Annotated in this window: 14 protein-coding genes; 7 read left to right on the top strand and 7 right to left on the bottom strand. The window is 57.2% G+C overall.

What is annotated here, in order from left to right:
- Positions 1-60 precede the first annotated feature (60 nt).
- From H6G07_RS09845 to H6G07_RS09835, 3 genes are all read left to right on the top strand, one after another.
- Positions 61-723, top strand: a complete 663-nt coding sequence (locus H6G07_RS09845; protein ID WP_073609660.1) for a DUF938 domain-containing protein — start codon at positions 61-63, stop codon at positions 721-723.
- Positions 724-760: 37 nt separating this feature from the next.
- The gene (locus H6G07_RS09840) at positions 761-1,054 is read left to right on the top strand and encodes a hypothetical protein (RefSeq protein WP_073609659.1); all 294 of its coding nucleotides are present in this window, start codon (positions 761-763) and stop codon (positions 1,052-1,054) included.
- 373 nt (positions 1,055-1,427) lie between these two features.
- Positions 1,428-2,537: a substrate-binding domain-containing protein gene (locus H6G07_RS09835; RefSeq protein ID WP_171973051.1), complete on the top strand. Its 1,110-nt coding sequence runs from the start codon at positions 1,428-1,430 to the stop codon at positions 2,535-2,537.
- 66 nt (positions 2,538-2,603) lie between these two features.
- Here H6G07_RS09835 and H6G07_RS09830 read toward each other — a convergent pair whose 3' ends face one another.
- The 3 genes from H6G07_RS09830 to H6G07_RS09820 form a co-directional block, all read right to left on the bottom strand.
- Positions 2,604-3,434 carry a hypothetical protein gene (locus tag H6G07_RS09830; protein ID WP_139297103.1) on the bottom strand — a complete coding sequence of 277 codons (831 nt, stop codon included), beginning with the start codon at positions 3,432-3,434 and terminating at the stop codon, positions 2,604-2,606.
- Between the two features lie 23 nt (positions 3,435-3,457).
- Entirely contained in the window at positions 3,458-6,112 is a 2,655-nt protein-coding gene (locus tag H6G07_RS09825) for a TIGR03960 family B12-binding radical SAM protein (RefSeq protein ID WP_073609656.1), read from the bottom strand.
- Between the two features lie 78 nt (positions 6,113-6,190).
- Positions 6,191-6,508 (bottom strand): STAS domain-containing protein, encoded by a 318-nt coding sequence (locus H6G07_RS09820; protein WP_073609655.1) that lies wholly within the window; start codon positions 6,506-6,508, stop codon positions 6,191-6,193.
- 317 nt (positions 6,509-6,825) lie between these two features.
- On the opposite strand from H6G07_RS09820, the gene H6G07_RS09815 reads away from it, so the two are divergent.
- Positions 6,826-7,059, top strand: coding sequence for a hypothetical protein (locus H6G07_RS09815; protein ID WP_073609654.1), 234 nt, complete (start codon positions 6,826-6,828; stop codon positions 7,057-7,059).
- Between the two features lie 131 nt (positions 7,060-7,190).
- Here the strand turns inward: H6G07_RS09815 and H6G07_RS09810 are convergent, their stop codons facing one another.
- Complete coding sequence (locus H6G07_RS09810; RefSeq protein WP_073609653.1) at positions 7,191-7,598, bottom strand: hypothetical protein; 408 nt, start codon at positions 7,596-7,598, stop codon at positions 7,191-7,193.
- A 426-nt stretch (positions 7,599-8,024) separates the two neighbouring features.
- Here H6G07_RS09810 and clpS point away from each other — a divergent pair, with 426 nt between their 5' ends.
- Together clpS and H6G07_RS09800 are read left to right on the top strand one after the other, a co-directional pair.
- Positions 8,025-8,312 (top strand): ATP-dependent Clp protease adapter ClpS, encoded by a 288-nt coding sequence (gene clpS / locus H6G07_RS09805; protein ID WP_073609652.1) that lies wholly within the window; start codon positions 8,025-8,027, stop codon positions 8,310-8,312.
- Entirely contained in the window at positions 8,305-9,177 is an 873-nt protein-coding gene (locus H6G07_RS09800; protein WP_073609651.1) for a CPBP family intramembrane glutamic endopeptidase, read from the top strand. The genes clpS and H6G07_RS09800 overlap by 8 nt, the downstream gene beginning before the upstream one ends.
- Here the strand turns inward: H6G07_RS09800 and ppk1 are convergent.
- Both ppk1 and H6G07_RS09790 read right to left on the bottom strand, forming a co-directional pair.
- A complete protein-coding gene (ppk1, locus tag H6G07_RS09795; RefSeq protein ID WP_073609650.1) occupies positions 9,166-11,334 on the bottom strand; it encodes a polyphosphate kinase 1 in 2,169 nt (722 codons plus the stop codon). The two genes, H6G07_RS09800 and ppk1, sit on opposite strands and share 12 nt — an antisense overlap.
- Before the next feature lie 244 nt (positions 11,335-11,578).
- Positions 11,579-13,234 carry a mechanosensitive ion channel gene (locus tag H6G07_RS09790; RefSeq protein WP_073609649.1) on the bottom strand — a complete coding sequence of 552 codons (1,656 nt, stop codon included), beginning with the start codon at positions 13,232-13,234 and terminating at the stop codon, positions 11,579-11,581.
- Between the two features lie 241 nt (positions 13,235-13,475).
- Here H6G07_RS09790 and H6G07_RS09785 point away from each other — a divergent pair, with 241 nt between their 5' ends.
- The gene (locus H6G07_RS09785; protein WP_073609648.1) at positions 13,476-13,931 is read left to right on the top strand and encodes an SRPBCC family protein; all 456 of its coding nucleotides are present in this window, start codon (positions 13,476-13,478) and stop codon (positions 13,929-13,931) included.
- A gap of 94 nt (positions 13,932-14,025) precedes the next feature.
- Here the strand turns inward: H6G07_RS09785 and H6G07_RS09780 are convergent, their stop codons facing one another.
- Positions 14,026-14,475: an RNA recognition motif domain-containing protein gene (locus H6G07_RS09780; RefSeq protein ID WP_073609647.1), complete on the bottom strand. Its 450-nt coding sequence runs from the start codon at positions 14,473-14,475 to the stop codon at positions 14,026-14,028.
- Positions 14,476-15,082: the final 607 nt, after the last annotated feature.

The following is a 15,082-nucleotide window of genomic DNA, read 5'->3' as shown; positions in this document are numbered from 1 at the left end:
CATGGGCAAAGCTTGCTCTCACCAGACACTGATTGCTCTCACCTCGCCCCAGGCATTGCCATGTTCACCTCGCCCGATGCCCGTCGCTATGCCCCTGCCACCGAGCGCAACCGCGAGCCGATCTTAGCCGTGCTCCAGCGGGTGCTGCCCCCCACCGGTACCGTGCTCGAAGTGTCGAGCGGCACCGGAGAGCACGCCGTGTTCTTTGCGCCCCACCTCGCGCCTCGGCAGTGGTTGCCCTCTGACCTCGACCCCGGTGCCCGAGCCAGTGTCGCCGCCTGGCGAGAGGCCGCGCCTGCCGAAAACCTGCACGCGCCTATCGCGTTAGATGCGGCTGCCCCCCTATGGCCGGTTGGGTCTGAAAACTTTAGCGATTTGCTCTCAGAACTCAACTTGCAGCAGCACCCGATCACCGCCCTGGTCAATATCAACATGATTCACATCGCTCCCTGGGCCGCCTGCTTAGGGCTGCTGGCGGCAGCGGGGCGAATTTTGCCGCCCGGCGGTATTCTGTATCTCTATGGGCCTTACAAGCAGAACGGGCAGCATACCGCCCCCAGCAACGCCGCGTTTGACGACAGCTTGCAGGCCCAAAATCCTGAGTGGGGCGTGCGCGATTTAGAGGCGGTGGTGGCTGCCGCCAAAGTCCACGGGCTGGCGCTAGTCGAAACCATCGCTATGCCTGCCAACAATCTTTCGGTGGTGTTTAGGGCAATCGGTTAGCCTAATGGCCGCTTCGCTAAGGCGGTTTCGTTAGACTGTGGCTAACCTGCGTTCTGAGGTCGCCATGATTGTCAGCAGCCTTCAGTTTTTAACCAGCAACGCCGCCTATCACGACCTAGCTCTGCGCTGCCAAGAATATCTGCACTACCAGCAGCGGGGCTGGGCCGACCAGCGCGAGCTGGCCGAAGACATGCTGTTTAACCTGCTGGTGGAATATTTGGTGAATACCGGGGTGCCCCGCCCCAAAGCCGAGCAATTCTGCACCAACGGCGACAACCTGACTGAGCTGGCGATGCGAATTTCTTCTACCCTCGGCCCGGCGATCGCTTAATTCCCATAGAGACCAACAACCCTTGACCTACAGGTCGGGGCTGCTAGAGATTGATGCTTTGAGTGCGATCGCGGCCACCAGAGATAGGTGTCTGATGTCGGAAGCGATGCAATTTGTCCTGAAGTCGCACGCCGTCGCCATGTCCTTAAGCGTCAATGGGTGAATCAAGGAGCACAGCATTGCTCTAAATAATCTGCTGGCTGTGGAGAAAAAAGTACACTAGCCGGGCCAGGCTGAGACCAATAAATGACACCAAAATAATGGTGATCGAGACACTGACAATGTCACGGACGGCTTTCATGGGCGTAGACTAAAGCGCTATGGTTTAAATCAGTATTCTCCCCTGGCAAGGGGGTGCGAGGGCCAAATGCTCATGAATCGTCGCAGCTTTTTGGCGGGGGCCAGCGGGGCTACCCTGGCTACGCTGCTGGCCGGGTGTCAGCGGTCTAGTGCTGCCAACCTGCGGCTGGCCATGGTAGTCAACTCGGTGCCCGCTCAGTTACTCAAGGCGTTTCAGCAATTGCCGGAGCGAGGCAGCCGCGTGGCGGTGACGCCGCAAGAATCACTGCTAGGGCTGTATGGCCTGCTGCAAGACTGGCACGGCAAGGGGAATGAATCGGCACCGATGGCCGACTGGGTGAGTTTGGCCGATTACTGGCTGGCCCCCGCCATTCGCCAGGAGCTGGTGCAGCCGATCGAAGTGGCGGCAATTTCTCGCTGGGAAGACCTGGATCGGATTTGGCCAGAGCTGGTGCGCCGCGATCGCAGCGGTATCCCTAGCCCTGAGGGCAGCATCTGGGCTGTTCCCTACCGTTGGAGTCACCTGGTGGTGCTCTACGACCCTGCTCGTTTGCCCCGTCAGTCGACTCAGCTCAAAACCTGGGCTGACTTGCTACGACCTGAACTGACGCGCCGCCTGGTGCTGCCCGACCATCCTCGTCTGGTGCTGGGGCTGGCCCAAAAGGCCTTGGGAGCCTCGGCCAACAGCGCAGATCCGGCGGCTGTTTCAGACCTAGACACCTTTTTGGCCAACCTGCACCAGCAGGTACGAACCTACGACTCTGACTACTATCTTGAGAGTTTGATTGTTGGCGACGCGACTGCTGTGGTGGGCTGGTCAGACGACGTACTGCCGCTGCTGCGACAGTATCGCCATTTAGCCGTCGCGGTGCCCCCCGAGGGCACGCTGCTGAGTGCCCAACTCTGGGTACGGCCCCAGGCGGTGCCCAAAGCGGCCTCGATCGCTACCGACTGGCTCAATTTTTGTCTGGGGGATGACTTCGCTACCCAGCTCGCCATCTTTGGCCATACTGCTTCGCCGCTGCTGTGGGGGAGTGACCCGCAGCAACGGCCCGAGCCCCTGCAAACGCCGCCGGAGATTGTGCTGACTCCGGCGATCGCCGACCAGAGCGAGTTTCTTTTGCCCCTCAATGCCGAAGCTGAAGATCGCTATAGTTGTCTGTGGAAAAGCTTACGCGCCTAGCTCCGCCGGTTGAATCCAACGATGAGTATTGTCGTAGGCTCTGTCCTGAGCGTAACTAGCTTGAACCTACGGGGTCTGACTGGGTATGGCTTGGGCGGTGGGCTGGTAGCGGCGCGCCCCCTCGGCCAGTAGGTTGCGCTGAAGCTGCACAATCAATGACGAGTCTAGGTTGGCCGAGCAGGCATACACGCTATTCTCAGAGTCTAAGGGCAGCCCCGGCTGCTCGACAAAATCACAGGCGTAGAGCCCTACCATCCGGGAGGTGCGCGAATTGCCTTGGAAGAAGCGGAGGTTGTGGCCAAAGTCTCGGGCCGCTGTGCCGAACTGGTTGAGCACGGCATAGCGCTCGTTGTAGGTCAGCACTGCCCACATCTGGGGGTTCACCATCACATCGACCACCGTCGTGCCCGAGTCTTCAATCTGGTAGGAAATCCACGATTCCACCAGGCGGCGTCCGCCCAGGTGCGACGTCAGCGAGTCGCGATTCCACCACAGGCTGGGCAGGGTCATGCTAGTAGGGGAGGCGCGGCGGCTATCGCTAGACAGCGAACCATCGACAATGCGATCGGTGAAGTCGTCGCCATTGGCCAAGGTCGCAGTGGGAAACACCAATAGTTGACAAAAGGTTTGGTTGAGTGTTGTCGATCGCCCTGGCCAGTAGGCAGTGAGCAGCTCGTCGGGGCAGCAGGCTGCATCTAGAATGGCCACTTCTTCACCGTCTTGAACGGCGCAGGCCGACGACGACTGGGCTGGGGAACGGTTGGCACCCCCGACCATCAGCAGGACTGCGCCCGCGATCGCCAGCCCGAGCTGCCGCGCCCTCTCGCCCTGGGCCCTAGAGTCACAGCTTTGCCCCTTCACTGATACCCGTGGTGAGTGGCCTGGTGCTCCGTCCATGGTGGTGTCCCCTTGGGGTTTTTCTAAAGAAAAATGAGTCGGCTGCGATGCACGTGCTGTAGGGCTAGCGGCTGGTTAGCTACCTTCTCTACCATGGAGACGACGTGCTCCGGGCGCAGCAGGTTCCCGTCGTTGCGACAGTGGCCCACCGCTCTGAGCCAGACTCCATGACTGTCTTTAGGATACTCCAGACCCACGGGTAGAGGGTGTTCTGGGCTAACCACCGCCAGCTCGTGTAGGCGCTCTCGCAGGTTAATGAGTTGTATCTTTCCAGACTTAGTTGTCTTTTCCCAAGGCACTTCATCGAGGGCCAAGACGCTCTCAATCCAATCTTCCCAGGCTGGAGATGCTGCGCTGACGTCTTCTAAACTCATGTGCAGGTAGTATTCGGCCTGGTCGAGGAGCTTAGTCGCCGAGGGCTCGTCTAAGGGCACTTCGACAATGTCGTATAGCGGAATTTCGGGTGGCAGCTGGGCTGCGAGCCGCTGCAGAAAGTCGGCAGGGGCGATCGCCCGCATCAGTTCAAAGTCCACCACTTCGCCGCTGCTGGTGGCCCCCAGCGGTAATGCATTGGCGGGCGACAGGCGCGGCCCCGGATGGAAACCGCCGGTAAAGGCAATGGGCAGTCCGGCCCGCCGCAGGGCGCGATCGAACAGGCGCACCATATCTAGGTGACCTAGCAGAGCCATCGACCCCAGCTTGCCCAGGGTCACCCGCAGGCGCTGCACCCGCTCAGAGCTAGGCTGGCTGTGGCCGAGAAAGGCGGGAATCGGGGGGGGTGGCACCACCACGTTGTGGCCAAAGTCAGGGCCGCAGACGCCACAGTGGCTACAGCCTTCAAAGGAGCAGTCCGGCACGGTGGCCGCCTCTAGGGCGCGGAGCAGGTCGTCTTTGAGCCAGGCTTTGTCGATGCCAGTATCTAGGTGATCCCAGGGCAGCGGAGCGTCAAGGCTGGGGCAGTCGACCCCGACGTCGGTCACATCGGTGTCCATCACGTTCCATTCGCCCTGATCGACCTTGCGGTACTTCCAGGTGAGATCAGCTTCGTCAATGGCCTGGGTCCAGGCTTTGAAGGCGTTCTCCAGGTTCTCCCACCAGCTGTCCATGCCGGCCCCCAGTTCCCAGGCGCGGCGCACCACGGCGGCCAGGCGGCGATCGCCCCGCCCCACAAAGTCTTCCATCGCCGAGATGCGCACGTCGGTAAAGTTAACCTTGGCCCAGCGCAGAACCCGAAATTCTTCCCGCAGCAGCCGCTGCTTGCGACGAAACTCCTCCGTCGAGACCGAGTGCCACTGAAACGGGGTGTGGGGTTTTGGGGTGAAGTTAGAAATGGTGATGTTAAAGGCCAGGGGTCGCCGTCCCGACTGAGTGCAGGCCTGGCGCAGCCAGCGAACGGTCTCAGCAATGCCCAGCACATCAGTATCGGTTTCGCCGGGCAGGCCGATCATAAAGTAGAGCTTGACCCGGCCCCAGCCCTGCTCATGGGCGGTTTTGATGCCGCGCAGCAGCTCTTCGTTGGTCAGCCCTTTATTGATGATGTCGCGCATGCGCTGGGTGCCCGCCTCGGGGGCAAAGGTGAGCCCGGTAAGGCGGGTGCCGCCAATGATATTGGCGATGTTTTCGTCGAAGCGGTCGACCCGCTGGCTGGGTAGCGACAGTGAAATGTTTTCATCCTTGAGGCGATTTTTGACCTCGACTCCCACCGCTGGCAGGGCCAAATAGTCAGAGCAGCTCAGCGATAGCAGCGAAAACTCGTCGTAGCCAGTCTTGCGCATGCCGGTTTCAATGGCGTCGATGACAGCCTCTGGCTCCACATCCCGCGCCGGGCGGGTTAGCATGCCGGGTTGGCAAAAGCGGCAGCCCCGAGTGCAGCCCCGCCGAATTTCTACGGTCAAGCGATCGTGGACGGTTTCGACGTAGGGCACCAGGCCCATGGCATAGGCGGGAATGGGGGTGGCCACCCGGCGCAGCACCCGAGCGGGCACGTCGGGCCGATTGGGATGTACCGAGCCATCGTCAGCCATGTCGTAAAACCGAGGCACGTAGACCCCTGGCACCTGAGCCAGATCGAGCAGTAGCGCTTCGTGGCTGAGACCTGCGGCCTTGCCCTCTTCCATCACTAGGGCGATTTCAGGCAATAGCTCTTCGCCGTCGCCCAGGGCCACGAAGTCAAAGAAGTCGGCGTAGGGTTCGGGGTTAGAGGTGGCCGTTTGGCCACCGGCAAAAATTAAGGGCCAGGCACCGGCCTCGGGGGCAAAGGCTCTGGCCTGATCGCGCTCCTGCCAGGTGAGCGGAATGCCTGACAGCGACAGCATTTCGAGAATGTTGGTGGCCCCTAGCTCGTAGCTAAGGCTAAACCCCAGAATGTCAAAGTCGGCCAGCGATCGCTGCGACTCGACCGCAAATAGGGGCGTTTGGGTTGCTTTGAGCTTGGCGGCTAGATCGGGGGCCGGTAGGTAGGCGCGATCGCATAGCTGCCGAGGTTGAGCATTCAATATGCTGTAAAGAATGATGTGGCCCAGGTTAGAAGCCCCAACCTCATAGACCTCAGGGTAAGTTAGCACCCATCGCACGCTGGCCCCATCCCAGGGCTTGTGAGCCGCACCCAGTTCGTTACCCAGATAACGACCTGGCCGAGAAATCTCGGCATTCACCAATGTATTAACTGATACAGACACGACCTAGCTGCCCCAAACGCTCGCGAGCATGACCACCATACTATAGCGAGGTGGGGATGGGCTTGGCCGAGCTTAGAATTAAGCAGCGGCAGGCAGCTCATCTACCATTTCAAAGGCGCGATCGAGCTGAGTAAGCTCAAACACGATGCGAATAGCCGGTGGTACAGAGCAAAGGCAGAGGCGCTTTTGAAGCTGGCGAGCGTGCTTTAGCGCCGACACCAGAGAGATCAGCCCAGCGCTGTCGAGCGACTCGACCTGGCTCATGTCTACAAACAGGCCATCGGCCCGCTCAGACTGGATTTTTTGCATCAGGGACGATTGAAAATCGTGGGCATTAGACGCATTGAGAGAGCCCTGAGCTTGAAAAATAGCCATTTCCTTAGTCATAGTCTGCATACTCGGTACACTCCAAGATTATGGATAATGTTAAAAACTATTAAAGCCAGTCTGCTACATCACGACGATAGTCGGAATCAGGCCGACTTGACTATGTCTAGGGGCATAGTTGGTCATAACTTGATATAGATTCAGACCTCATTAATTCAACGCCTCCGTGAATCTACCGAACATATCTCCAACGATTGAATCATTTTGTGATTTGGATCACGAATTACCGTGGCAAAACGCACAACTTCTTTGGGGTGCCATCACTGGCTACAGCGCAGCCAAGCTCGACAATAGTCAGTAACGCAATCACACTCAGGTAATGGTTCATGGCCCCCACATTTTCCATTCGTCGACTGGTAGAAAAAGCACTCCATAGCGGGCTGCTGACCCCTGATATTGAGCAGGGCATTAACGCTGAACTGTCTCGCCTAGGGTATTTGCCCATTGGCGACTCCGAGGTCTTAGAGCTGCTCATGTACGAAATGGACGAGGGTCGTATTCGACTGGTTCCAGGAGGCGGACCCCGCGATGAGCCGCAGCCGCAGCCAGTATATGGCTAACTAAAGGCTTTTGATCGATCGTAACCAAGGCCTAGACCACCGCCCAGATGCCCAGCACTGTCCGGTCACCCCAGTATTTTCCCCAGAGTGGCCTTGGTATCTTCATGAAAGCTTTACAGAAACTGTCCGGATTATTGCCTAAGCCTGGGACTGTTTGAATCTGAGGTTTGGCGATCGGTCCATAGCCACTGCACAAACTCATTGACAGTCAAATGCCTGGGGTCAGAGTCTGAGGGGAGTGCGAAGGTTGAGGCCGCAGCCTTGGCTGATAAGCTGGCCAGCAGCGGTATGACCTCGGTGTCTAAAGCCGGTTGTAGCTGATCTAAGGGCCATAACATATCGGGTACTGCTGTTTTAGTCGTCATCAGGCTGGTGGTGTCGAAATCTGCTCCTAGGGCGATCGCCTCAGTTTCGCTGACCAGTGCTAGAGGCCTAAGCCAGCCCGTGGGGCGAGGGGTTAACACCTGAATTATTTCGGCATAAAGCCGGACTTGGCGACACTCTAAAAATACGATTTGACCTGTAACCAGAGAGGTCATGGACAATACAGCAGAGAAACGAACGGGACAGTCAGCTTGTCAGATATTTCTTATGGTAGCTACCGTATTCGCCTGAAACAGCACAAAGCCAAAAAATAGAAGCGCGAAAATCAGAAAACCACTTGATAGGCTTGAATCCTGGTATTTGGGGGTCGTCCTCACCTAGACTCACTGGCCTGGCTGGACTCTATAAACAGGCTGGATGGTCGAGCTAGTGACCTGATCCCCTATTACTAGTCTAAATGGTCAGATAACGGCTGCATCAAGTCCTAAAGGCTCTGAAATGGGTCAGATCGGGTCGAGATTTTTCAAGCCTATCCCTAGTGTCATGCTAAAACCATCGTGAAGTTTTATGATGGGAACGTTGACCTGGGCCTAGAGGTTCTTGGAAATCTTTGCCTTGGAGCTTCGTTAGGAGGTATTGCTGTGTCAGTTGAAACCATCGAGCGGACTACGACATCTACAGTGCGCAAGCCTGCGCCCCGCTACCGAGTGCTACTTCACAACGATGCCTTCAACTCAATGGAGCACGTGGTGGAATCACTGTTAAAGGTGGTACCTAGTCTGACGATGCCTCAGGCGGTTGACATTATGATGCAGGCCCACACCGCTGGGGTAGCCCTAGTGATTACCTGTGCCCTTGAACCTGCTGAGTTTTACAGTGAGGGTCTGTGCAATCTGGGGTTGACTAGCACTATCGAGCCAGATGAATAAATCATCTGGGGTTAAGTTTCCTTGGGCTAAGCTAGCTAGCTGTCCACCGCTGGTACGGGTGGTCGTCTTTTTGCTCATTGTGGTGGTGCTTTGGTTGCCCTTTGCTCTGCCGCTGTATGGCTTGGCTGGACGTGGGTTGCTGCCCGGGGGCGATTTGTTGCCAACGGCACTGCTGTACGTTGTCTTTTTGCTGGTGCTGCCCCGCTGGGAACGAGAAGTGCGGGCTGAAACGCAGCCTTGGGCCCAGATCGGATTTTCTGGCCGCCGGGAATTGAGCCGGGGTATGGCAATCGGTGCTCTGATTGGTGCTGTGAGTCTGGTGGTGCTGGCGATCGCGCAGCTAACATTAGGCTGGGCCGTGCTGGACTTGGGCGGTGCGCGAGGTATCAGTTTGCTGCAAACGGCTTTGGTTGGGGCGCTGGCAGCTACTGCTGTTGGCTGCTCAGAGGAGGTGTTGTTTCGGGGCTGGCTGCTGCGAGAGCTGGGGCAGGGTTGGTCGCCAGAGGCGGCTTTAGGGGCAACTAGCCTAATTTTTGCGATCGCCCATTTTATCAAGCCCCTCGATGCGATTCTGGCCCTGCTGCCTCAGTTCGCAGGGCTATTGCTGCTAGGTCTCGTGCTGGGCTGGGCTCGCCGGATACCAGTAGGGCTCAACAAAACCGGGCTGGGCCATCCGGTCGGCCTCCACGCTGGGCTGGTGTGGGGCTATTACATGCTTGAGGTGGGCAACCTGCTTCAGCCCACGGAAGTTGTCCCTGCGTGGGTGACTGGCCTAGGCGGTAATCCCCTGGCCGGGCTGCTGGGGCTCACGCTGTTGTCAGGGTTGGGGGTGCTCATGTTTCGCTGGAGCCGTTCACCCCGCTAGGAGTTTGCCAGCGCTGGCCATTAGCTGCTCCTGAACACTGCAAATCTCCTCGCCTTCTTCAGGGCGGCGCTGGCGGTAGCTGCCGTCGGTGGCCAAGTCCCAAGCTTGCCGGTTGTCTTCTAGGCATAGGTTGAGCATAGCCTTGAGTTCTGCTTGCAACGCTGGGTCGATCACGGGCACCATCACTTCCACTCGGCGATTGAGGTTGCGCGGCATCCAGTCAGCGCTGCCCAGGAGCACAACCTCCTCTCCCCCCTGCTGAAAATACACAACCCGGGAGTGCTCTAGGAACTGCCCCACAATGCTAATGACGCGAATTTTGTCGCTTACCCCCGGCACCCCAGGGCGCAGGCAGCAGATGCCCCGCACAATTAAATCGATGGAGACGCCCGCTTGGGACGCTCGATAGAGTAGCGCAATTAAATCTGGGTCTACCAAAGAATTGAGCTTGATGATGATGCGCCCCCCCTTTCCCTTTTTTTGGCAGGCTATTTCATGCTCGATCAGGCTCACCAGTCGCTGGCGCAGGGTCAGGGGGGCAACGAGCAGCTGCCGGTAGACCTGCTGACGAGAGTAGCCGGTCAGATAGTTGAATAGATCAGAAATATCGGCTCCGACATCGTCTCGGGCACTGAGTAAGCCGAGGTCAGTGTAGACTCTGGCGGTTTTGGGATTGTAGTTACCTGTGCCGATGTGATAATACCGACGGATGTGCTGACCCTCACGGCGCACCACTAGCGTGACTTTGCAATGGGTCTTAAGGCCGACTAGGCCATAGACGACATGTACCCCTGACTGTTCAAGCTTGCGGGCCCAGTTGATGTTGTTTTCTTCATCAAAGCGGGCCTTGATCTCGACTAAAACCGTTACCTGTTTGCCGTTTTCGGCGGCTGAGATCAGGGAGCTGACAATGGGCGAGTCGCCAGAAGTTCGGTACAGCGTCATTTTGATGGCCAGCACCTGGGGATCGTGGGCTGCCTGCGTAATAAATCGCTGCACTGTCGCTGAGAACGAGTGGTATGGGTGGTGCAACAGCTGCTCCTGTTGCCGCAGCAGCGAGAACAGATCTTCGGCGGTCTCTAGGGTCGTGTCGTCGTCCTCTACCCCCGGCGGGCTAAGGCGTTTTAGAGCAGGAGGCACGGCGGCTGACCATCTAGGGGCTTTGAGGTCAGGTAGGGGGAGGGCCATGAAGGTCATTAGGTCTCCTAGCCCGAGTAACCCGTCAATGTCGTACACATCGGTTTCGGCCAGGCCCAGTTCTTCTATCAGCATGGCTCGCACTGGGCCTGGGGTGGCCCGCTGAATTTCCATGCGTACCGCTGACCCGCCCACGCGACGCTTACGCAGCTCTTGCTCGATCGCCAGCATCAGGTCGTCGGCTTCGTCTTCTTCGACGGCCAGATCGGCGTCGCGGGTAATGCGAAAGCAGTAGTGTCCCTGCACTACCATGCCCGGGAAAAGCGCGGACAGATTAGCGGCAATCACCTGTTCGAGGGGCACCCCTAGCCAGCGATAGGTTTGGCTATCTGGTACTTCTCCCTGGGTTTCTGTTAGAGAAATGAACCGAGGGAGCACCCGAGGAACTTTAACCCGGGCAAAGTGGGGCTGCTGGGTATGGGGGTCTTGCACCACGACTGCTAGGTTCAAGCTGAGATTTGAAATGTAGGGGAAGGGATGGCCTGGATCGACGGCTAGGGGTGTTAAGACTGGAAAAATTTGCTCTTCAAAGTAGTTGCGGCAGTAGGTTTGCTGAGCCGCTGTCATTTCGTCGTAGGTGAGCAGCCAGATGCCCTGGTCGGCCATCTGCTGTCTGAGGTCAGTGCTGAAGATCTGGTGCTGCTGCTCGACAATAGGGCGCAGGGCGGCGCTGACATCGTCGAGGTGTGCCTGGGGCGATCGCCCATCGGGCGATCGCCGGGTAACTTGGGCCTCGATCCGCTGCTTGAGCGCCGCCACCCGCACCATAAAGTATTCGTCTAGGTTGTTGCTAAAAATCGCTAAAAATTTCAGCGCTTCTAGCAGCGGCGTGCGCTCGTCTAGGGCTTCGTGGAGCACCCGCCGATTAAACTCTATCCAGCTCAGCTCACGGCTAATGTAGTACTGAGGGTCGCTGAGATTGGCAGCTGGTTTCCCACTGCGACGCTCTGCCGTGGCCATGGTTTAAGACTCCCCTGAAAGTGACTCCCGGTTACCCAATTTTGGGTTTTCCTGGCTCTGCTATCTGTCCTTTAGACTTAGGCATTGAGCTAGGTCTTTACTGTTTATAGAGGCCGCTGGCTCTAGGTTACAGTCCCCCAGGCGGGTTTGTTAAGGCTGAGTTGATCATACTAACGTGCCAATAGGCCGGGGAGGTCAACCCCTCGGCCTAAACTGGCGGTATTGGTGGTGGCCGGTATGAAAATTATTGGCGTTGTTTAAAGGCGGATAGCCACTCCCGCAGTTGGTCGGCGGCAACGTCGCGCCCCCCTAGCCCAAAGGCGATCGCGATCGCTACTGCGATCGCCCCCAGCAAGAGTCCAAAGGCCAGGTTGACAATGTCGGGAGCCACGCCCATCTGTTGTAGGGCCATGGCTCCCACAAAGATTAAGATGGCGATGCGAGCCGCTTGGGCCAGTACCCTGGCCTGTCCGGTGCCCATGGCGTTGACCAGGCGAAAGGCCAGATTGGCCAGGTAGAGGCCTACCGCAAACACCACTACGCCACTGAGCACCTTTGCCCCAATGCGCAGAATCGCCCGCACAATCTCGGTTAGACCGGCGAAATTGAGAATTTCGGTGGCGGTCACGGCCCCAAACAGTACGATCGCTACCAGGGTGATAATGCCAACGATCTCTGAGGGGGTACGGCTTGGAGTCTGCACCGTAGTCATGGGACGGCCTTCGGCATCAAGCCCAGGTTGTACCGTGGCCCCTGTGGCCAGGTTTAAGTCTGGCAGCCCCAAAACGCCCAAAATGTTGTCAAAGCCAGCTCCCCGGAGCAAGCTCGTAACCAGGTCGCCCACAAAGCGCCCGACAAAGTAGGCCGCAGCGATCACAACCCCCGCCATAATGACTTGGGGAATTGCGGTCAAAATCTGCTCTAGCATCCCAATGGCGGGAGCCGAAATGGCCTCGATATCAAGCTCGTTGAGGGCGGCTACCACAGCGGGGATGAGCACCAGCACGTAGGCTAAGGTGCCAGCCAGACTGGAGAGGGAAACGCTTCCCGACGTGCCGCTTTGCAGACCCAGACGGCGACCGAGCTGGTCGACCCCGGTGGCCATGAGCAGATTGGTCACCACACCGCGCACAATCCGAGCAATCACCCAGCCAATGGCTAGAACAATTCCGGCGGTGACAATGCGGGGAATGGCCTGGAGGAAAGAATTAATTAGCCCTTCTACCGGAGCCAGCAGCCCAGGCAGCTGCAGGGCGCTCAAAATCAACGGAATAAACAGCAGCAGAATGAACCAGTACAGCACGTTGCCGATGGTTTCATTCAGCACGACCGGGGAACTGCCCTGGTCTAGGCCGGTCTGCTGGGCCAGGCGATCATCGAGGTTAAAGCGACCCAGGCCGTTGACAACGAGCGATCGCACCAGAGTCGCCACCAGCCAGGCCACCGCCCCTAGCAGCAGCGCGCCGCCGATGCGGGGCAGGTAGAGAAAGATCTGGTCGAGAAAGTTGTTGAGCGGAGCCGATACTCCAGCCAGGTTGAGGGCATTGAGCGACGCCACAATGGCGAACAGAAAAATGACCCAGTACACCAGGGTCGATACCCACTTCTCAACGGGTATGGGCTGATCTGACGGGCGACCCAGCGCCCAGTTGGCGATGCGGTCATCTAGGTTGGTGCGCTGCAGTAAATTGCGCACCAACCAAGCCACCACCGTGGCCACAAGCCAGCCCAACAGCAGCAACGCGATCGCCCCAATTAAACTGGGCAAAAATCGTCCCAATTGCGCAGAAGCCTCCTGCACAAAGCGGCTGGGAGAATCCACAGTCAGTTGTTCAGAGTTGGCAGATTGGGCTCCAGACTCAGTTACCTGGAGCAGCGTTAACGATAAAAAATCAATCATGATCCTTGTAGTTGGGAGCATCCTGAGAGAGCACCGTGCAGGGGGCCATTGCGCGATCTCGACTGTTGGCATTCACTACAGGCAGATAAACTGATCACTTGATCATGTCATCCCATGAACCAGCGCTTCAGCGTAAAAACGAGACCGCCCAGGGCAGGTACGATAGAAACTCCCCAAAAATACAAGTTTTTGAGGATTTTGGTACCTACACTCGGGCTGATTCTCTCAGGACTCCGTCAAGATGTCTACTCGCTATAGCTTTGAACACAGCATTTCCATCAGCGCTAGCGCCAGCCAGGTAGAGCAGTGTTTGACCCGCCAAGACCTGATGCACCGCTGGCTCAACCCGGCCCTGCGCTGCGACCCGATCGGCGACTGGAGCACCGAGCTGGGGGCTAAAAGCCGGTTTGTGATTCAGGTGCCGCTGTGGCAGCCTGCGCTGGTGAGTACGGTGGTTGAGCGTCAGCCAGGGCTGATTGTGTGGGCGTTCGCTGGCTTTTTTAACGGTCGCGATCGCTGGGAATGTACTCCCGAACCGGCAGGAACGCGGCTGCTAAATCAGTTTGAGTTTGAGATTCCTAACCCCGTTGTCCAGGCTGGGTTTAAATGGTTTGCCGCCAGCTTAACTCAGCGAGACATGGCTGCCCAGCTGCGCCGCCTAAAACAGGTCGCTGAAACTCAAATCAATCAATGCTGAGCGTGAGCATGGGCACTGCCCATGGAAAAAGGCCGTAGAGAGCATCGTCTCTACGGCCTAGTTATAACGCTTGGGAGTGACTCCCTGAAAACGTTTAGCTAGAAGTTGTTTGAGCTGCCAGCATCTGCTTAAGCTTCTCTAGTTCACCAGCCCAGCGAGGATCTGGCTGAACTGACGCACTGCTGCCCGTGGCTGTGGCTGCTGGAGTAGCAGCCTTGCGGGTGCTTCCCTTAGCTGCCCGCTTGCTGGCGGGCTCGCCACTGGGACGAGACTCGCCCTCACCCTCGGGCTTGGTGCGAGGCAGCGCTTTTTCTATCTTAATCGGCAGCTCGGCTAGCATCTGGCCGTTCAGTTGCTCGACAATCTCATCGGCTTTTTCGTCGGTTTTTACGGTTACGAAGCCGAAGCCCCGGCATTTTCCGGTTTTTTTGTCGGCGATTAACTTGACAGAAACTAGGTCGTCGGTAAAGCCAGCAAAGACATTTTCAAATTCTTGCCGCTCTAGATCTTTGGAAAGGTTACCAACGTAAAGGCGAATTGACATTTGAGATACCTCTGGTGTTCTAAAACAAAGGGCCAAAATCGAAATCGATGACTTGCGACGTGAAGTTTGAATAGCAAGTCAACCATTGCCTTTGACAACCCTATTCACGCAGTCAATTTCTATCAGGATTACAGATTCTGCTCCAAAAAGCTCAATAAAGCCGCGTTAAAACGTCAAATCTAAATCCTGTATCAACTTTGCGAATTCTTCCTCAGTGCGATCGCCCCTAGGTTCTAATCTACTGTTGGGAATGATTCTAAAGTCCTAAACCTCAGGCGAATAATGTTAACTGTCGCCCTGGAAAGAAATGACTCATCAAACTTCCTGAGTTTCTCAAAAGATGCCTATCTTAATCATCTTCCCAAGGAAAGACCTAACTTGCGCAGGTCGTCAGCTAAATACCTTGGGTAATGAGAGGCCAGCACTCCATCCCTCTAGACAATTCTCTATTACGGTAACACGTTAGTTGACTTGCGATGGGCGCAACCGTGAACCAAAATGAGTCCCTAAATAAAAACCAGCCGTCGAGGGCTGGTTCATTTGCTGTGTTGAGAGTAGGAGAACCCATTACCCAATAACCCCAAAGCCAGCCCTAAATGGGCAACCC

The sequence above is a fragment of the Phormidium tenue FACHB-1052 genome (assembly GCF_014696675.1).
GTDB lineage: Bacteria > Cyanobacteriota > Cyanobacteriia > Phormidesmidales > Phormidesmidaceae > Nodosilinea > Nodosilinea tenuis_A.
Note: the sequence above shows the minus strand (reverse complement) of the source record. Positions and strands in the feature narration are given on the sequence as shown.